This is a genomic window from Stenotrophomonas sp. CASM114, from assembly GCF_049384325.1.
Classification (GTDB): domain Bacteria; phylum Pseudomonadota; class Gammaproteobacteria; order Xanthomonadales; family Xanthomonadaceae; genus Stenotrophomonas; species Stenotrophomonas muris.
The window spans coordinates 44496-61222 of the sequence record NZ_JBMRGJ010000003.1; the positions used below are offsets into that span (position 1 = coordinate 44496).

At 66.3% G+C, this 16727-nt stretch carries 18 protein-coding genes; 14 read left to right on the forward strand and 4 right to left on the reverse strand.

The genetic code is table 11. The features are described 5' to 3' along the window. The first annotated feature begins 18 nt into the window (after positions 1 to 18). The 9 genes from VG566_RS04765 to VG566_RS04805 all read left to right on the forward strand — a co-directional run bounded on the left by VG566_RS04765 (position 19) and on the right by VG566_RS04805 (position 5566). Positions 19 to 1095 carry an NAD(P)H-dependent flavin oxidoreductase gene (locus VG566_RS04765; RefSeq protein WP_241884137.1) on the forward strand — a complete coding sequence of 359 codons (1077 nt, stop codon included), beginning with the start codon at positions 19 to 21 and terminating at the stop codon, positions 1093 to 1095. Further along, on the forward strand, positions 1092 to 1904 hold the full coding sequence (locus tag VG566_RS04770) for an aminotransferase class IV family protein (RefSeq protein ID WP_241884138.1): 813 nt from the start codon (positions 1092 to 1094) through the stop codon (positions 1902 to 1904). Before VG566_RS04765 ends, VG566_RS04770 begins: the two co-directional genes overlap by 4 nt. A 98-nt stretch (positions 1905 to 2002) precedes the next feature. Then, positions 2003 to 2263, forward strand: coding sequence for a 30S ribosomal protein S16 (gene rpsP / locus VG566_RS04775; protein WP_005415733.1), 261 nt, complete (start codon positions 2003 to 2005; stop codon positions 2261 to 2263). A gap of 44 nt (positions 2264 to 2307) precedes the next feature. After that, on the forward strand, positions 2308 to 2820 hold the full coding sequence (gene rimM / locus VG566_RS04780) for a ribosome maturation factor RimM (protein ID WP_005408595.1): 513 nt from the start codon (positions 2308 to 2310) through the stop codon (positions 2818 to 2820). A gap of 8 nt (positions 2821 to 2828) precedes the next feature. Continuing rightward, positions 2829 to 3587, forward strand: coding sequence for a tRNA (guanosine(37)-N1)-methyltransferase TrmD (trmD, locus tag VG566_RS04785; protein WP_032956355.1), 759 nt, complete (start codon positions 2829 to 2831; stop codon positions 3585 to 3587). Positions 3588 to 3741: 154 nt separating this feature from the next. Next, positions 3742 to 4143, forward strand: coding sequence for a 50S ribosomal protein L19 (gene rplS, locus VG566_RS04790; RefSeq protein ID WP_005415736.1), 402 nt, complete (start codon positions 3742 to 3744; stop codon positions 4141 to 4143). A gap of 82 nt (positions 4144 to 4225) precedes the next feature. Further along, positions 4226 to 4606 carry a DUF6404 family protein gene (locus VG566_RS04795; RefSeq protein ID WP_032956354.1) on the forward strand — a complete coding sequence of 127 codons (381 nt, stop codon included), beginning with the start codon at positions 4226 to 4228 and terminating at the stop codon, positions 4604 to 4606. A 79-nt stretch (positions 4607 to 4685) separates the two neighbouring features. Next, positions 4686 to 5120 carry a DUF1801 domain-containing protein gene (locus VG566_RS04800; protein WP_032956352.1) on the forward strand — a complete coding sequence of 145 codons (435 nt, stop codon included), beginning with the start codon at positions 4686 to 4688 and terminating at the stop codon, positions 5118 to 5120. 38 nt (positions 5121 to 5158) lie between these two features. Further along, positions 5159 to 5566, forward strand: a complete 408-nt coding sequence (locus tag VG566_RS04805) for a DUF1801 domain-containing protein (protein WP_241884139.1) — start codon at positions 5159 to 5161, stop codon at positions 5564 to 5566. Positions 5567 to 5683: 117 nt separating this feature from the next. Here VG566_RS04805 and VG566_RS04810 read toward each other — a convergent pair whose 3' ends face one another. Continuing rightward, complete coding sequence (locus tag VG566_RS04810) at positions 5684 to 7144, reverse strand: MATE family efflux transporter (RefSeq protein ID WP_014646406.1); 1461 nt, start codon at positions 7142 to 7144, stop codon at positions 5684 to 5686. A 62-nt stretch (positions 7145 to 7206) separates the two neighbouring features. Between VG566_RS04810 and VG566_RS04815 the strand changes: the two genes are divergently transcribed. Both VG566_RS04815 and VG566_RS04820 read left to right on the forward strand, forming a co-directional pair. After that, entirely contained in the window at positions 7207 to 7446 is a 240-nt protein-coding gene (locus tag VG566_RS04815; RefSeq protein WP_014646407.1) for a hypothetical protein, read from the forward strand. Positions 7447 to 7455: 9 nt separating this feature from the next. Continuing rightward, entirely contained in the window at positions 7456 to 7863 is a 408-nt protein-coding gene (locus tag VG566_RS04820) for an RNA-binding S4 domain-containing protein (RefSeq protein WP_014646408.1), read from the forward strand. A gap of 38 nt (positions 7864 to 7901) precedes the next feature. On the opposite strand, the gene VG566_RS04825 is transcribed toward VG566_RS04820, so the two are convergent. The 3 genes from VG566_RS04825 to mutS form a co-directional block, all read right to left on the reverse strand. Next, positions 7902 to 8504: a DUF937 domain-containing protein gene (locus tag VG566_RS04825; RefSeq protein WP_014646409.1), complete on the reverse strand. Its 603-nt coding sequence runs from the start codon at positions 8502 to 8504 to the stop codon at positions 7902 to 7904. A 108-nt stretch (positions 8505 to 8612) separates the two neighbouring features. Next, positions 8613 to 10124 carry a catalase gene (locus VG566_RS04830; protein WP_185741883.1) on the reverse strand — a complete coding sequence of 504 codons (1512 nt, stop codon included), beginning with the start codon at positions 10122 to 10124 and terminating at the stop codon, positions 8613 to 8615. A 321-nt stretch (positions 10125 to 10445) separates the two neighbouring features. Then, positions 10446 to 13001 carry a DNA mismatch repair protein MutS gene (mutS, locus tag VG566_RS04835; protein WP_049404381.1) on the reverse strand — a complete coding sequence of 852 codons (2556 nt, stop codon included), beginning with the start codon at positions 12999 to 13001 and terminating at the stop codon, positions 10446 to 10448. Between the two features lie 202 nt (positions 13002 to 13203). Between mutS and VG566_RS04840 the strand changes: the two genes are divergently transcribed. The 3 genes from VG566_RS04840 to VG566_RS04850 are packed head-to-tail and all read left to right on the forward strand — an operon-like array spanning position 13204 to position 16489. After that, positions 13204 to 15099 (forward strand): integrase, encoded by a 1896-nt coding sequence (locus VG566_RS04840; RefSeq protein ID WP_049434008.1) that lies wholly within the window; start codon positions 13204 to 13206, stop codon positions 15097 to 15099. A gap of 11 nt (positions 15100 to 15110) precedes the next feature. Further along, on the forward strand, positions 15111 to 15884 hold the full coding sequence (locus VG566_RS04845) for a hypothetical protein (RefSeq protein ID WP_053442689.1): 774 nt from the start codon (positions 15111 to 15113) through the stop codon (positions 15882 to 15884). Then, the gene (locus tag VG566_RS04850; protein ID WP_146200789.1) at positions 15881 to 16489 is read left to right on the forward strand and encodes a hypothetical protein; all 609 of its coding nucleotides are present in this window, start codon (positions 15881 to 15883) and stop codon (positions 16487 to 16489) included. The genes VG566_RS04845 and VG566_RS04850 overlap by 4 nt, the downstream gene beginning before the upstream one ends. The last annotated feature ends 238 nt before the right edge of the window (positions 16490 to 16727 follow it).

A 16727-nucleotide genomic window follows, 5' to 3' on the forward strand; every position in this document is an offset into this window, starting at 1 on the left:
CCGAAACGATGGGCCATCATGCAGAGTTCCGCTGTAACTTCCCGCGTCGAGGCGTTCTGCCAGCGCTTTGGCATTTCCGTTCCGATCCTGCTGGCACCGATGGCCGGTGCCTGCCCCGTACCGTTGTCCGCCGCGCTGGCCAATGCCGGCAGCATGGGGGCGATGGGCGCGGTGCTGTCGTCGTCGGCCGACATCGGTCGCTGGATGGAGGACTTCCGCGCGACCTCCACCGGCCCGGCGCAGGTGAACCTGTGGGTGCCGGACCCCGCACCGAGCCGTGATGTCGCTGCCGAGGCCGCCAGCCGCGCTTTCCTCGCGCAGTGGGGCCCGGACGTGCCGGCCAGCGCCGCCGACGCCACGCCTGCCGATTTCGAAGAACAGTTCGCTGCGTTGCTTGCGGCACGCCCGGCGGTGGCCTCGACCATCATGGGCGTTCTGCTGCCGCGCCACGTGCAGCAGCTGAAGGACGCCGGCATTGCCTGGATCGCCTGCGCGACCACCTTGTCCGAAGCGCGTGCCGCACAGGACGCCGGTGCCGACGCCGTGGTGGCGCAGGGCATGGAGGCCGGTGGCCATCGCGGTGCGTTTGATCCGGCAATGGCCGAACGCCAGCTGGTCGGGCTGTTCGCGCTGTTGCCGCGCCTGGCCGATCACCTGCAGATTCCGGTGATCGCTGCCGGTGGCATCGCCGATGGCCGTGGCATTGCTGCCGCACTCACCCTGGGGGCCAGCGCCGTCCAGATCGGCACCGCCTTCCTGCGCACGCCTGAGGCGGCGATCGCGTCGGCGTGGGCCGATGGGCTGGCCGCCAGCGAACCGGAAGATACCTGGCCGACGCGTGCGTTCAGCGGCCGCCTTGGCCGCGGCCTGGCGACCGCGTATGTGCGCGCCGCTGCTGCCGAAGGCGCCCCTGCGCCGCGCCCGTACCCGGTGCAGCGTGGCCTGACCGCGCCGATGCGCAAGCAGGCCGTGCAGGAAAATCGCCTGGCGGCGATGCAGGCCTGGGCCGGGCAGTCGGCGTGGATGGCGCCTGCACAGCCGGCCGCCGACGTGCTGCGCGGCATGTGGGAACAGGCGCAGGCGCTGCTGCGATGAGGGTCACCTGCAATGGTCAGCCGGCGCAGGTGGCGGACCTGCTGCCGGCGCTGGTGAACTACGGCCACTTCACCTCGCTGCAGGTGCGTGGTGGTGCAGTGCAGGGGCTGGACCTGCATCTGGCGCGGCTGTCGCAGGCCACGCGCGAACTGTTCGGCAGCGAACTGGACACGGTGCAGGTGCAGGCGTGGATGTCGCAGGCGCTGCGGCAGGCCGGCCTGGCCGATGCCTCGCTGCGGGTGACGGTGTACTCGCGCCGCTTCGATTTCCGCAATCCGCTGGCGACCGTGCCGGTGGACGTGCTGGTGGCAGTTTCAGCGCCGGTGGCCCTGGCCGCGCCCAAGCGCGTGCGCAGCGTGGCCTGGCAGCGCGAAATGCCGCAGATCAAGCATGTGGGCACATTTGGCCTGTTTGCCGCGCGTCGCGCGGCGATGGCGCATGGATTCGACGATGTGCTGTTCGTGACCGCCGATGGCGACGTGAGTGAAGGGAGCACCTGGAACCTGGCCGTGCACGATGGTGAACGGCTGCTCTGGCCGCAGGCGCCGGCCCTGCGCGGGACCGCCGAGGCGCTGTTGAAGCAGCATTGGCCGGGGGCGCAGGCGACGCAGCCGTTGCGGCTGGCGGACCTGGCCGGTGTGAAGAGCGCGTTTGCCTGCAACGCCAGCGGTCTTTGGGCGCTGGACGCCATTGACGGGCATGTCCTGCCAAGCTCGCAGACGCTGGCTGAACAGGGCAGGGCGGTGCTGGCGGCGGTGCCTTGGGACAGATTGGGGTCAGATCCCTTTTGCGGCGCAAAAGGGTTCTGACCCCGGGCGGGTTCCCCGGGGTTGGCTCGGCCGGGCTCTGCCGCTATAATCGCCCGCTTACCTCGCCATCCTGGCGACTGGGCAATAGGAAAAACACCATGGTCAAGATTCGACTGACCCGCGGCGGCGCCAAGAAGCGTCCGTTCTACCACATCATCGTCACCGACGTGCGCAGCGCGCGCGACGGCCGCAACATCGAGCGCGTTGGCTTCTACAACCCGGTTGCCCAGGGCGCCGAGAAGCGCATCGAGCTGGACCTGGCCCGCGTTGACCATTGGGTCAAGAACGGCGCCCAGCCGACCGACAAGGTCCGCAACCTGATCAAGGAAGCGACCAAGTCCCAGGCCGCTGCGGCCTGATCCTGACGGGCCACGCTTCGGCGTGGCCCTCTTGGTTGAAGCAGATGAAAGATATCGAGCGCCGCATCCTGCTGGGCAGGGTTGTCGGCGCTTTTGGTGTGCGCGGCGAAATCAAGCTCGAGTCCTGGACCGAGCCACGTTCCGCCATTTTCCGTTACCAGCCGTGGATCGTGCGCAGCCCGTCCGGCGTGGAAACCACGATTGAAGGTGTGCGTGGCCGCGACAGCGGCAAGCACCTGGTCGCCCGTTTCCCCGGCGTCGAGGACCGCGATACCGTCGAAGCGATGCGCGGCACCGAGATCTACGTGGCCCGCAGTGCATTGCCGCCGCCGAAGCCCGATGAGTACTACTGGGTGGACCTGGAAGGCCTGGACGTGAAGACCACCGAGGGCGTTGCCCTGGGCCAGGTCTCGCACCTGTTCAGCACCGGCGCCAACGACGTGGTAGTGGTCCGCGGTGACCGCGAGCGGATGATTCCGTTCGTACAGCCGGACTTCGTCAAGTCGGTCGACTTCGAGGCCAACCTGGTCGTGGTCGACTGGGATCCCGAGTTCTGAGCGTGAGCATGCGTTTCGACGTCATCACCCTGTTCCCCGAGTTCCTCGCCCAGTCCGCCGGACTGGGCGTGGTCGGGCGCGCGCAGGAGAAGGGGCTGTTCAGCCTGCACGGCTGGAACCCCCGTGATTACGCCGAAGGCAACTACCGCCGCGTGGACGACCGTCCGTTCGGTGGTGGCCCGGGCATGGTGATGCTGATCGAGCCGCTGCAGGCCTGCCTGCAGGCGATCCGCGAGGCCGATCCGACCCCGGCGCGGGTGATCTACCTCAGCCCGCAGGGGGCGCCGCTGACCCAGGCCAAGGTGCGGGAACTGGCGGCGCTGCCGCGCGTGGTCCTGCTCTGCGGCCGCTACGAGGGCATCGACGAGCGTTTCCTGGAGGCCAATGTCGACGAGGAGATCTCCCTCGGCGACTACGTGCTGTCCGGGGGTGAACTGGGCGCGGCGGTGATCATCGACGCCGTGGCCCGCCTGCAGGACGGTGCCCTGAACGACGCCGAATCGGCGGCGCAGGACAGCTTCGAGGGCGACCTCGGCCTGCTCGACTGCCCGCACTACAGCCAGCCGGCCCAGCACCCGCTGGGTGACGTGCCGGACGTGCTGCGCTCGGGCAACCACGCGGCCATCGCCTCCTGGCGCCGCCAGCAGTCGCTGCTCCGGACCGCCGAGCGGCGCCCGGACCTGCTGGATGAACAGGCACTGGGCAAGGCCGACCGCAAACTGCTGGAGCAGGGCCGCCAGGCCCGCAACCAGAAGGCCAGCCCCTAGCGCAGGGTCGGCTTTATCGGCTATCATGGCCAATTCCCGTCGGCCCTGGTCGGCGCGCGCAGTACCCAAAACAAACGTGCAGCACAGTCCGGTGACTGCATGAGCCTACGTTGTCGATACGACACGCCCACCCGAACAAGAATCGGTGTAACCCATGAGCAAGCTGAACAAGTCCATCGTCGCGGAATTCGAATCCGCCCAGATCACCCGTGAACTGCCGAAGTTCAGCCAGGGCGACACCGTTGTCGTCAACGTGAAGGTGAAGGAAGGCAGCCGCGAGCGCGTGCAGGCCTACGAAGGCGTCGTCATCGCCACCAAGAACGCCGGCCTGAACTCCTCGTTCACCGTGCGCAAGATCTCGCACGGCTACGGCGTCGAGCGCGTTTTCCAGACCCACAGCGCCATCATCGACTCGGTCGAAGTGAAGCGTCGTGGTAAGGTCCGCGCCGGCAAGCTGTACTACCTGCGTGGCCTGGAAGGCAAGGCCGCCCGCATCAAGGAAGACCTGGCTGCCGCTGCTGCCGCCAAGGCTGCCCGTCTGGCCGACAAGGCCTGATAAACAACTTCGGTTGTTGCCGCGACGGCCACCTTCGGGTGGCCGTTTGCGTTTCCGGCATCGCATCGGCCACGATCAGGTGATGAACGACATCAACCTTCGCTATCCGGCCGTGATCCAGTCGGCGTTGCGCTTCCTCGACGGCAAGGGATTGGCACGCGTGCAATCGGCGCCGTTGCTGCATCGCCTGCTGTGGCGCCTGGGCATCGCACTGCCGCCACCGATCCTGGCCGGCTTTGGCACCAACGCGTTGGTGCAGGGCCTGCTGTTCGGGCTGTTCTGGACCGCGCTGATGTGGCTGATGCTGTGGCAGGGCAGCGAACGTCCGCTGGTGCTGTTGCTGGTGGCCGGTCTGGTGGCCGGCGCGCTGTTCGGCCTTGTGATGGCGGCGCTGATGCGCTCGCTGCGCCGCCACCGCAAGCTGCCGGATTGGCGCCAGTTCCGGGCGCGGCAGGCGGACTGAGCCGATGGCGCACTGCGCCGTGACCGCTGGCTACGGGCCGCGCTAGGCTGCGGTTTCATCCCGATGGACGTGCCGTGCGATGCCTGCCAAGCGAACCGCACCTTCCACCGCGCCCACGCTGTTGTCCGGCGGCAACCCCCGGATCGCCAAGGGCGAGGGCGATGCTCCGGTGCAGGCATACATCGCCGCCATGCCGGACTGGAAACGCCCGGTCGGCGCACAGCTGGATGCGTTGATCGAACGGGCCGTACCCGGCGTGCACAAGGCGGTGAAGTGGAACTCGCCGATGTATGCGGTGGCGCCGGGCGAAGGCTGGTTTCTCAGCTTCCATTGCTTCACCCGCTACATCAAGGTGGCGTTCTTCCGTGGCGCGGTGCTGAAGCCGATGCCGCCCGAGCCGTCCAGGAGTGCCGATACGCGCTACCTGCATATCGCACAGGATGGCGCGCTGGATGAGGCACAGTTCCTCGACTGGGTGCGCCAGGCCGCTGCGTTGCCCGGCGAGCGCATGTAAGCCCACCGTTCTGATTCCTTTCCCGACGAGAACCGCTGATGGCCACGCACGCGCCGAACCCTGACGATGCCGTAACACCGGCGACCGAACTGATCGATGCACGCATCGCCGAACTGGGAGACTGGCGCGGCGAAACGCTGGCACGCGTGCGTGCATTGATCCATGAAGCGCTGCCGGACGTGCAGGAAGCCTGGAAGTGGCGGGGTACACCGGTGTGGGAGCACAACGGCATCCTGTGCACCGGCGAAACCTACAAGCAGGCAGTGAAACTGACCTTCGCCAACGGTGCGGCGCTGGCGGACCCGAAGGGCCTGTTCAACGCCAGCCTGGAGGGCAACACGCGGCGTGCGATCGACATCCATGAAGGTGCGATGCCGGATGCCGCTGCGTTCAAGGCGCTGCTGCGCGCAGCGGCGGCGTTCAATGCGGCGAAGAAGAAACGGTAGAGCCGGCCGCTGGCCGGCTGTTGCGCGATGCTGCTGGAGAGGTGTGAGGTTGCCGGCCAGCGGCCGGTACTACCTTGTCATTGGCCGGTCCATGAGGTTGCCGGCCGGCGGCCGGCACTACCGTGGTGGTGCGGCATCCGGGTCGGCCACCGGCGACGGCGGACAGGCCGGAATCTCCGACGGCGTCGCCAGTTCTTCGGCATGCGAGGGCTTGCCCATCATCTTCGCCTTGCGCCAGCCGCCCCAGCGGTAATACGCCAGCGACAGCAGCATCGACACCAGCGAGCTGACCGGGAAGCTCCACCAGATTGCATCGGCGCCCCAGTACGGCTGCAGCAGTTCGGCGAACGGCACGCGCACGCCCCACAGCGAGCCGGCCAGGATCAGCAGTGGCGGAATCACCGCGCCGGTGGAGCGCACCACGCCGGAGATCACGAAGCTGACGCCGAAGAACAGGAACGAGCCGATCACCACATGGTTGAGGTGGCGGGCGATGTCCAGCGCCTGGCTGGCCGGCGGCAGGAACAGCGCCAGCAGCTGGCGATCGAACACAACCAACGGCAGGATCAGCGCGCCGGTCAGCAGGAAGTTGAACAGCACGCCCTGGCGTGCGGTACCGCGCACGCGGTCCCAGCGCTGAGCGCCGACGTTCTGTGCGGCCATCGAGGAGCACGCCGCGCCGATCGCCATCGCCGGCATCTGCAGGTAGTTCCACAGCTGCAGGGACGCGCCGTAGCCCGCGGCGGTGTCGGTGCCGTACTGGTTGACCATGGTCATCAGCAGGATCACCGACAGCGAGATCAGCACCATCTGCAGGCCCATCGGCACGCCCTTGACCACCAGCGCCTTGAGGATGGTCATGTCGAGCTTGAACAGGCGCAGGTCGGCGCGGCCCAGCCACAGGGTGTGGCGCTTGTGCCGCATGTACAGCAGCAGGCCGGCCAGCGACAGCGTCTGCGCGACCAGCGTGGCCCAGGCCGAGCCGGCGATGCCCAGCGCGGGGAAGGGCCCCATGCCGAAGATCAGTACAGGGTTCAGCACGATGTCCAGTGCCACCGATACCATCAGGAAGCGGAACGGCGTGCGCGAATCACCGGCACCGCGCAGGGCGGCGGTGAGGAAGGCGAACGCGTACAGCGTCGGCATCGCCAGGAAGATGATCTGCAGGTAGGCCTCGGCCAATGGCAGCGAGGCGGCCGGCGTGCCCATCGCCGCCAGCAGCGGATGGGCCATGAACCAACCGGCGATGGCGATGATCACCGACAGGCCGATGAAGAAGGTGGCACTGGTGCCGACCACGCGCCGCGCCTGCGCGATGTCACGCGCGCCGATCGCCTGTCCGATCAGGATGGTCGAAGCCATGCCGAAGCCGAACACTGAGCCGATCAGGAAGAACATGATGTTGTTGGCGTTCGCGGTGGCGGTCAGTGCCGCCTCACCGAGGAAGCGCCCGACCCAGACCGCATTCACCGAACCGTTCAGCGACTGCGCGATGTTGCCTGCCAGGATCGGCAGGGAAAACAGCAGGAGATTGCGGCCGATCGGGCCGGAGGTCAGGTCAAGCGGCGCTTTGGCCATGGAGTGGTGATCGAATCCCGGGAGGCGCACACTAGCACCAAGCCGGTTTGCGGGATGTGGCAATGCATCAACGACTGCAGGTGAAGTGGAGCCTGGCGCTGGCCTTGATCAGCGTCGTACTGGCCGCATGTTCGACAGGTGACCGGCTGGGCGATACCCAGGTGCGGCCCACCGACCGGCCCGAGTGCCTGGTCGGCAGCCAGCGCCAGGATCTTTCTGCCGGCGTACCCACCCTGATCGGGGGCAGCGGCTGCCGCACCGACCCCGACAACCCGCGTCCCCTGAACAAGCGAACGGAGTAGTCCCTGCCGATGACCGAGCTTTCCCCGCTGCCGCCCAGTGTCCGCCTGGACATCTGGCTGTGGGCGGCCCGTTTCTTCAAGACCCGCAGCCTGGCCAAGCAGGCCATCGAGACCGGCAAGGTCAGCGTGGCTGGGCAGCGCCCGAAATCCTCACGCGCGGTGCGCGTCGGCGAGCAGCTGCAGGTGGATCGCGGCGAGGAGCATTTCGAGATCCAGGTGCTGGGGCTGAGCGATCAGCGCGGGCCGGCGCCGGCGGCGCAGCAGCTGTATGCCGAGAGTGAGGCCTCCAGGGCCCGCCGCGCCGAGCAGCGTGCGCTGCGCATCGCCGCACGCGATGGTTTCCAGCCGCCGGAGCACAAGCCGGACAAACGCGCACGGCGGTTGATCCGCGCGCTCGGCGATATCGACGCGTTGTAAGTTGCAGGGCGCCAGACCGGGTCCGGCGCCCCCTTGGCTCAGCGCTTGCCGCCCAGCAGGCTGCCGCCGATCTTCAGCAGATCGCCCACGCCGAGCTGGCCGTCACCGTCCTGGTCCAGCACGCTGCCAAGCAGGCCGCCGGCAAGACCACCCTGTTGCTGCACCTGCTGCTTTTCCTGGCCGAGGGCCTGGCTGAGCGAGCCGGCATCGGCCTGGCCACCACCGAGGCGCTGGGCGAGGAAGGCCATCACGATCGGTGCGAGGATCTGCAGCAGCTGGCTGGTACGGCCGCTGTCGAGCTGGGTGGCCTGGGCCAGGCCGGTTTCCACCTTCTGCTGGCTGCCGCCGAAGATGTGGCCGAGGATGCCGGCACCGTCGCTGGCGGCGCCACCGCCACCGCCGCCCAGTACCGAGCCGAGCACGCTGCCCAGGTCCAGGCCGCTGTGGTTGTTCTGCAGTGCACCGAGCAGCGCCTGTGCGCCCTGCGGCTGCGAGGCGTTGTTGCCCAGCGCGCCCATCAGCACCGGCAGCGCGGCACTGATCGCACCGGAGGCCTGGGTATCGCTGATGCCGAGCTGCTGCGATACCTGCTGCAGCGGGGCGCCCTGCAATTTGGCGAGAAGTTCGTCGGTCAGGCTCATCTGCGGAATCCTTGATTGGGGTTGGGCGTGCAGAAGGTACGACGCAGACCGTTAAAACGGCGACGCCGCCTCACGGGGAGGCGGCGTGGCGTTCACGGGGCAGGGCGATCAGAGCTCGATGTCTTCGGCACCCGGGGTCGCGGTGGGGAAGTCCGCTTCCGGCTGGGCCGGCTTGAACGGGTCCGTTGGCTGGCTGGCCAGCGCCTTCAGCGCCGCGGCAACACCAGCGCCATAGGCCGGGTCGGCCTTGCTGCAGTTGTCGATGTGGCGCTGCTTGATGAAGTCCGGCGCATCGCCCAGGGCACGGGCGGTGTTGGCGAACAGTCGCTCCTTCTGTGCCTGGTTGTAGCTGCGGAACAACGCACCGGGCTGGCTGAAGTAGTCGGCGTCGTCCTCACGGAAGTTCCAGAAGTCGGCGTCGCCCCGGATCTTCATCGGCGGTTCGCGGTACTGCGGCTGTTCCTGCCACTGGCCGTAGCTGTTGGGTTCGTAGTGCGGCAGGCCGCCGTAGTTGCCGTCCACGCGCATCGCACCGTCGCGGTGGTTGCTGTGCACCGGGCAGCGCGCCGCGTTCACCGGAATCTGGTGGTGGTTGACGCCCAGGCGGTAGCGCTGCGCATCGGAGTAGGCGAACAGGCGCGCCTGCAGCATCTTGTCCGGCGACGGGCCGATGCCCGGCACCAGGTTGCTCGGCGCGAACGCCGACTGCTCCACGTCCTGGTACCAGTTGACCGGGTTGCGGTTCAGTTCGAACTGGCCCACTTCGATCAGCGGGTAGTCGCTCTTCGGCCACACCTTGGTCAGGTCGAACGGATGGATGCGGTAGGTTTCCGCCTCCAGTTCCGGCATGACCTGGATGAACAGTTTCCACTTCGGGAAGTCGCCCTTCTCGATCGCGGCGAACAGGTCGCGGCCGTGGCTTTCGCGGTCATGGCCGACCAGGATCTGCGCCTGCGCGTCGGTCAGCGATTCGATGCCCTGCTGGCTGACGAAGTGGAACTTCACCCAGAAGCGCTCGCTGTCGGCGTTGGTGAAGCTGTAGGTGTGCGAGCCGAAACCGTGCATGTGGCGGAAGCTGCGCGGAATGCCGCGGTCGCTCATCACCACGGTCACCTGCAGCAGGGCTTCGGGCAGCAGCGTCCAGAAATCCCAGTTGTTGCGTGCGCTGCGCAGGTTGGTATGCGGGTCGCGCTTGACGGCCTTGTTGAGGTCGGCGAACTTGCGCGGGTCGCGCAGGAAGAACACCGGCGTGTTGTTGCCGACCAGGTCCCAATTGCCTTCTTCGGTGTAGAACTTCAGGGCGAAGCCGCGGATGTCACGCTCGGCGTCGGCGGCGCCACGCTCGCCGGCCACCGTGGTGAAGCGGGCGAACATCTCGGTCTGCTTGCCGACCTTCTCGAACAGCTTGGCGCGGGTGTACTTGCTGATGTCGTGAGTGACGGTGAAGGTGCCGAATGCGCCCGAGCCCTTGGCGTGCATGCGGCGCTCGGGAATGATCTCGCGGTTGAGGTTGGCCAGCTTTTCCAGCAGCCACACGTCTTCCATCAGCAGCGGGCCACGCGGGCCGGCGGTCTTGCTGTTCTGGTTGTCCACCACCGGTGCGCCGAAGGCCGTGGTCATCGGCGTGACCGGTTCATCGCCGTGCTTCTGCTTCGGGGTAGTGCTCAGCTCGCGCTGCTGCTGGGCGCCTTCCGCAGGCGACGGCGCGGTGTGATACGGACATTTCGGGCTGTTGTTATCGGACTGGCTCATGGCTGGCTCCTGCGGGTGAAGACGGGATGGAACATCTTCACTCGACTTTAGCTAGGGCCAGATGAAATGAATAATCGAATGATCCGTTCAGTTTGATAGTTTCTGTCAATTGAAACGAAGAATTAGATTTGCCGGATCTTTCGATAGGCCTCCCGCATGGCGGCGGGAAGCCAGGGGTGCGCGCTGCGGTTACAGCAGTGCTTTCAGTCGGTACAGCGCTTCCAGTGCCTGCTTCGGCGTCAGTTCGTCCGGATCGATGGCGGCCAGTGCTTCCTGTGCCTTGTTCGACGGCGCCGCGAACAGGCCGAACTGCTGCGGTGCATCCAATGCCTGCGGCGCCAGCTCGGCGGCATGGCTCTCACCGCCGCGCTGTTCCAGCTCGGCCAGTCGACGGCGCGCCTGCGCCACGGTGGCGCGCGGCAGGCCGGCCAGTGCGGCCACCTGCAGGCCGAAGCTGCGGTTGGCCGGGCCGTCCTTAACGGCGTGCATGAACACCAGCGCTTCACCGTGCTCGACGGCATCCAGGTGCACGTTGGCGATGCCGCTGCGGCCGCCCTCGTGCTGCTCGTCGGCCAGCGCGGTCAGCTCGAAGTAGTGGGTGGCGAACAGCGTGTAGCAGCGGTTCTGGTAGGCCAGGTGGCGGGCCACCGCGTCGGCCAGCGCCAGGCCGTCGTAGGTGGACGTGCCACGGCCGATCTCGTCCATCAGCACCAGCGAATGCGCGGTGGCGTGGTGCAGGATGTAGCTGGTCTCGGCCATCTCGACCATGAAGGTCGACTGCCCGCGGGCGAGGTCGTCACCGGCGCCGATGCGGGTCAGGATGCGGTCGATCGGGCCGATCAGCGCCCGGCTGGCCGGCACGAAGCTGCCGATGTGGGCCAGCAGCACGATCAGCGCGTTCTGCCGCATGTAGGTCGATTTACCACCCATGTTCGGACCGGTGATGACCAGCATGCGGCGGTCCGGATGCAGATCCAGATCGTTGGGTTCGAACGGCTGCTCGCGCACCGCCTCGACCACCGGATGGCGGCCACGCTCGATCTTCAGGCACGGTGCCGTTTCAAGTTCCGGCCGCGACCAGTCCAGCGCCTGCGCGCGTTCGGCGAAGGCGGCCAGCACGTCCAGTTCGCTCAGCGCAGCGGCGCACTGCTTCAGCGGTTCCAGCTGCGCGCCGAGGGTATCCAGCAGCTGCTCGTACAGGTACTTCTCGCGCGACAGCGAACGGTCGCGCGCGGACAGCACCTTGTCCTCGAATGCCTTCAGTTCTTCGGTGATGTAACGCTCGGCATTGGTCAGCGTCTGGCGGCGGGTGTAGTGCACCGGCGCGCGATCGGACTGGCCCTTGCTGATTTCGATGTAGTAGCCGTGCACGCGGTTGTAGCCCACCTTCAGGGTGGGAATGCCGCTGCTCTCGCGCTCGCGCAGTTCCAGGTCAACCAGGAACTGGTCGGCATGGGTGGACAGGCGGCGCAGCTCGTCCAGCTCTTCATCGAAGCCATCGGCCAGCACGCCGCCGTCGCTCAGCTTCAGTGGCGGCATTTCGGCGATGGCGCTGGCCAGCAGCTGTGCGCACGCGTCGTGCTCGCCCAAGGCGGCATGCAGTGCCTGCAGGCGCGGTGAATCCAGCGGCGCCAGCACTTCGCGCACCGCCGGCAGCAGGCCCAGGCCATCGCGCAGGGTGGAGAAATCACGCGGGCGCGCCGAACGCAGTGCGACGCGGGTCAGGATGCGTTCCAGGTCGCCGAGGCGGCGGAACTGTTCGCGGATGTCGGCATCGCTGCCGCGATCGATCAGGGTTTCCACCGCATGGTGGCGCTGTACCAGTACCTCGCGCAGGCGCAGCGGGCGGTGCAGCCACCGGCGCAGCAGGCGCCCGCCCATCGGCGTCACCGTGCTGTCGAGCACGCCCAGCAGGGTATTGCGGGTATCGCCGTCGACGCGCGTATCCAGTTCCAGGTGGCGGCGGGTGGCGGCGTTCATCGCGATCGCCTCGCCGGCGGTTTCCATCGCGATTGAGGTCAGGTGCGGCAGGCGCTGCTTCTGGGTTTCCTCGACATAACCGAGCAGGGCGCCGGCGGCGGCGGTGGCACGTGGCTTGTCATCGATACCGAAGCCGCTCAGATCGTGCAACTTGAAGAAGTTCAGCAGCTGGCGGCGGCCGCTGTCCGCGTCGAACAGCCACGGCGCACGGCGGCGCACGCCGGTGCGCTGGCGCAGGAAGTCGGGCCAGTTCTCCTCGTCGGGCACCAGCAGCTCGGCCGGTTCCAGTCGGGCCAGTTCGGCTTCCAGCGCGTCGTCGGTCTCGACTTCATTGACCAGGAAGCGGCCACCGGCCAGGTCGGCCCAGGCCAGGCCGTAGCCCTGCTTCGTGCGCGACAGCGCCATCAGCAGGGTGTCACGGCGCTCATCCAGCAGCGCTTCGTCGGTGACGGTGCCGGGGGTGACGATGCGCACCACCTTGCGTTCGACCAGGCCCTTGGCCAGCGCCGGGTCGCCGATCTGCTCGCAGATCGCCACCGACTCGCCCAGCGCCACCAACCTCGCCAGGTAGCCTTCATAGGCATGTACCGGCACGCCGGCCATCGGAATCGGCGCGCCGCCGGAGCTGCCACGCTGGGTCAGGGTGATGTCGAGCAGGCGCGCGGCCTTGCGCGCGTCGTCGTAGAACAGCTCGTAGAAGTCGCCCATGCGGAAGAACAGCAGCAGGTCCGGATACTCGGACTTGGCTGCGAAGAACTGCTTCATGAGGGGCGTGTGCTCTGCACTGGCCTTCGATGCAGACGGTTTCGCTTTTGAATCAGTGGTTTGCAAGAGAACTTCCTACGGTTTGTAGCGGTCGATCCCGGCAGCTGACGGCAAGTAACGGGGTTCTTCGTTGCGCCGCAGTTGCGGTGATCACTCAAAGAGGATCAAATCGATGTTGCGACGGACAGACGGCGGATCGACCATGGATACGGTTGTTGCGACGCAGGCAGAGGCCCCGCGTCGCCGAGGCACCAAGTTTAAGCTGAGCTACCGCCAAATCTGCGAACTGAGCGTGGCCAAAGGCCCGGTCGAAGGCAAGCAGGGAAGGGTGGTCATCGCCCCTCGACTGCCCGAAGACGCCGGGAAGCCTTACCGCGTCCTGGACGGCAATCAGGGCGCGCCAACGGGCTTTGGCTTCTACGTGGGCACCACCCGCACCACCTATGAAGTCGTGGTCCGTGGCCCAGCCGGGGTTCGTCGGTTCTCCTTGGGCAGCGTCACTGACATCGGCCCGGAGCAAGCCTACGAGCTGGCGCGACGGAAGTTGGCGGTCGTTCGAGAAACGGGCGAGCATCCTTCGAAGGAAGAGGCCCGAACCGAGCAGCTGGCGGAGCTGAAGGGGCTCACGCTGGCGGACTGCTTTGCGGCTTACGTTGAGGACCTGCAGAAGCGCGTTCGCAACAAGAAAGCTAAGCCCGCCAGCATCCGGGCCATCCAAGACAGCTTGGCGCGGTTTGCTCGTCCGGAAGTCGGGCTGGCGGACAAGCCGATCCTTCAGCTGTTGGACAAGGACATCCACCGTGCGTTCGACAGCTTACGGCGATCGTCCATGGTGCGCTCCAACCGGATCCCCACCCCGATGCGCCAAGCGCTGGCTGATCAGCCGGATTGGGCCGCGCTTTCCACGCAACAGCTCGAAGCGTTGGGCGTGACCGGGAAGTACATCCAGCGAGTCAAAGCGGCCGGTTTGGCGTCGACCGAGCACGCGTTCACAGACGCGAAGAGGGCGGTCGACCTGATGCTGAAGCGGGAACGCAAAGCGGCGGCTCAGCAGCAGCGGGAGCCGGTGCTGCGCTACAACCCGTTCCAGGTCATCCACGACGACGACATGTTGCGGGACTCGCAAGCGCTGCGCCGGCATTACGAGCGCGCGGAAGTGCGCAATCCGTTGGGGGACGAGACGCTGCCCACGGTACTGAAGGTGATCTTGGCGCGACGGGACGAGCAGGGTGGCTTGAACGCGACCGGCGCCGACTACTTGCTGCTGACCTTGCTCTGGGGCACCCGCCGCGGCGAGGCCGCTCCCCTGCGCTGGTTTGACCGGTGCTCCCCGGGCGAGCTGCGCCAGTCGGAGGTGTCCTGGGTCTGGTTGGCAGCACCGGATGAGGTCAACCCTTACACGAGGCGGGCAGGCTCTCAGGTCTACCTGTTTGACACCAAGAATGGCGAGGAGCGCTACCTGCCGGTGGCCTACTTTGCTGAAAAGATCTTGCAGCGGCGTTACGACGAGCGCGCGGACGAAACCAAGCTCAAGCAAGACCTGGCGGACGCAGAAGAAGTGTTGGACGCCGCTCGAGCTAGGCGTGCGCGCCGGGATCTGCTGGACCGGCTGGAAAAAGAGGTGGAGAGGGCACGCCGCTCGCGGGCCAAAACCATGTTCGTGTTCCCCGCCCGATCAGATCGCAGCACGACGGGGCACTACTCGGACAGCAAGAGCATCGTGGCAAACGTGCGCCGGGACGCGGGGTTGCTCGATCTGCGGGCAGAGGTGGACATTGGGCTGACCCTCCACGATCTGCGCCGGACGCTCGGCCGTTACGCCGCCCTCCTGTTCGGCGAAAGCCGAATCGTCTCCCAACTGCTCCACCACAGAACGTTGGGGCGAGGTGAGGATCGCATGGCTGCTGTCTCCGAACGCTACACCGAGCAGGAGTGGTCCAAGCTTCGAGAGGCCATGGGCCGGGTTGAAGAGCACATGGTGGCCACGAGTCCCCGTGTTTGGAATCGCTTGAAGGGGACGGATAAGCCTCGGCTGGACGAGTCCGGCGATGCCCCAGTCTCCATTTTCTCAGCAAGAAACCGACGCGACGCCCAGTAAGGAGCGACCCAATGGAATGCCAGCGTAAAGAAGAGGACTACCTGGAGCAGCGCTCTGCGGCACTGGATGCTGAGCTGACCAAAGCCGCCGCAGGCTTGCCGCCTCCGACGATCAGCACCAAAGCAGCGGCGCGTTACCTCGGGGTCCACTTCGACACGCTTGGCGAGTGGCGCCGCCGAACGCCTCCTGCAGGGCCGCCCTTCGTGAAAGGCGCCGGCCGCGCTGTTGGAGGGGCCAACGAGCACGTCCGTTACCCTTACACCGAACTCGTTGCTTGGCAGGCCTCACGCGTGGGCCGCAGCGTCAAAGAGCGTCGCTTGATCGACGAACTGGACGCAGCCCAGCAACGGGTCCGTGAGCTGGAAATCGAATTGGCCTTGCGGCAGGCGCGCGACGACGCAAGCCGGCTTCAGAAGAAGTTGGGGCGCATTGCCACGCTGGCCACGCTCGATGACATTGCCGTGGTTCCCCATGAGTGGGCGTTGGTGGATGGCCGGGTGGCCGGCCATGTCTTGGTGGTGAGCGACCAAGTGCTAAGCGATGCACTTGAACGGGGTGACGTGTGGGATGCCACGGTCGAAGTTGCCTTACAGGCGGCTTGGATCGACGGTGAGACGCGTGAGCCCTACCACTGTGCTTACGCAAACGTGCTTCAGACGGTGATACAAGAACTCCGCGAAGCCAAGGCTGCCCAGCAGGCAAGCGATTTGGAGGCGCGTTGGGCGCCGGGGACAGTGTCTGGCAATTCGGCGAGGCCTTTCGCCCGGCATACGGAGGCGTCATGACGGCTGGAACTGAACTGGATAAGGAGGTGATGGGCCTGCGCCCAGGACGGCGTCCAGCCCAGCCCAAGCCAATCGAACTGACCCAAGCAGAAGAGCTGGAGTTGGCTAAAGCGAAGGCCGGGCGAGTGGAGTGGGTCGGTCCTGGCGTCGCCGCGTACATCCTTGGGATTTCAAAGGAAGCTCTCAAGAAGCGTCGACTCCGTGGCGAAGGCGTTGTTCCCGAGCATCGGGCGGCAAGAAGTAACAAGCACGGAGTGCGTTACCGCTGGTCATCGGTTGTGCGCTGCGGTGGGGCGGAGCGCTTTCAGAGCGAAGTTCTTGCCGAGCGTTTGGAAGATGTCGTGAAGGTTTTGAAGAAGCTCGGGCTTGCCGGGTTGGAGCGCGACCTTCCATGGGCGTTCACTGAAGAGCAGCGCATCAGGGGGTTATCAGGCTTCTATCCCAAGCTTCCAGCGGCACCTCTTTCACTCAACGAGGCGCTACGCCGATCTTGGGTTAGCGTGGAAGATCGAGCGCCATTTCACGATTTGGTCGTTCAGTCGTTGTCCCAATGCCCTGCAACGGCTTTGCGGGCTGTTGATTGGAAAAGTTCAGTTGAGGGCTAATACGGCACCAACTTCGCCACTTGTCGCGTTTTGCGCTCGCGGAGTGGCCCCTGCCGAGAACTACGTCCTTTGCGAGCTGCATGAGGGACGTCACTGCTCTTGTCTGTCCAGACCAGCCATCACGCGTGGCTCGCGCTTGTCGATGAATAATTGGAGCTCGGGTCGCGAAGGGAGCTGCTCACTGTTTTACTTATGAGTTTTTAAATCCTGCCGGAGGTCTGAATGAATTTCCCAAGTC

What these genes read in the sequence shown, in the direction of transcription:
- VG566_RS04800 (WP_032956352.1), top strand. Translation starts at nt 4,686, where the DNA reads ATGCCTGCCAAGCGAACCGCACCTTCCACCGCGCCCACGCTGTTGTCC.
- rpsP (WP_005415733.1), top strand. Translation starts at nt 2,003, where the DNA reads ATGGTCAAGATTCGACTGACCCGCGGCGGCGCCAAGAAGCGTCCGTTC.
- rplS (WP_005415736.1), top strand. Translation starts at nt 3,742, where the DNA reads ATGAGCAAGCTGAACAAGTCCATCGTCGCGGAATTCGAATCCGCCCAG.
- VG566_RS04845 (WP_053442689.1), top strand. Translation starts at nt 15,111, where the DNA reads ATGGAATGCCAGCGTAAAGAAGAGGACTACCTGGAGCAGCGCTCTGCG.
- VG566_RS04850 (WP_146200789.1), top strand. Translation starts at nt 15,881, where the DNA reads ATGACGGCTGGAACTGAACTGGATAAGGAGGTGATGGGCCTGCGCCCA.
- rimM (WP_005408595.1), top strand. Translation starts at nt 2,308, where the DNA reads ATGAAAGATATCGAGCGCCGCATCCTGCTGGGCAGGGTTGTCGGCGCT.
- mutS (WP_049404381.1), bottom strand. Translation starts at nt 13,001, where the DNA reads ATGAAGCAGTTCTTCGCAGCCAAGTCCGAGTATCCGGACCTGCTGCTG.
- VG566_RS04830 (WP_185741883.1), bottom strand. Translation starts at nt 10,124, where the DNA reads ATGACCACGGCCTTCGGCGCACCGGTGGTGGACAACCAGAACAGCAAG.
- VG566_RS04805 (WP_241884139.1), top strand. Translation starts at nt 5,159, where the DNA reads ATGGCCACGCACGCGCCGAACCCTGACGATGCCGTAACACCGGCGACC.
- VG566_RS04840 (WP_049434008.1), top strand. Translation starts at nt 13,204, where the DNA reads ATGGATACGGTTGTTGCGACGCAGGCAGAGGCCCCGCGTCGCCGAGGC.
- VG566_RS04820 (WP_014646408.1), top strand. Translation starts at nt 7,456, where the DNA reads ATGACCGAGCTTTCCCCGCTGCCGCCCAGTGTCCGCCTGGACATCTGG.
- VG566_RS04765 (WP_241884137.1), top strand. Translation starts at nt 19, where the DNA reads ATGCAGAGTTCCGCTGTAACTTCCCGCGTCGAGGCGTTCTGCCAGCGC.
- VG566_RS04770 (WP_241884138.1), top strand. Translation starts at nt 1,092, where the DNA reads ATGAGGGTCACCTGCAATGGTCAGCCGGCGCAGGTGGCGGACCTGCTG.
- trmD (WP_032956355.1), top strand. Translation starts at nt 2,829, where the DNA reads ATGCGTTTCGACGTCATCACCCTGTTCCCCGAGTTCCTCGCCCAGTCC.
- VG566_RS04795 (WP_032956354.1), top strand. Translation starts at nt 4,226, where the DNA reads ATGAACGACATCAACCTTCGCTATCCGGCCGTGATCCAGTCGGCGTTG.
- VG566_RS04810 (WP_014646406.1), bottom strand. Translation starts at nt 7,144, where the DNA reads ATGGCCAAAGCGCCGCTTGACCTGACCTCCGGCCCGATCGGCCGCAAT.
- VG566_RS04825 (WP_014646409.1), bottom strand. Translation starts at nt 8,504, where the DNA reads ATGAGCCTGACCGACGAACTTCTCGCCAAATTGCAGGGCGCCCCGCTG.
- VG566_RS04815 (WP_014646407.1), top strand. Translation starts at nt 7,207, where the DNA reads ATGCATCAACGACTGCAGGTGAAGTGGAGCCTGGCGCTGGCCTTGATC.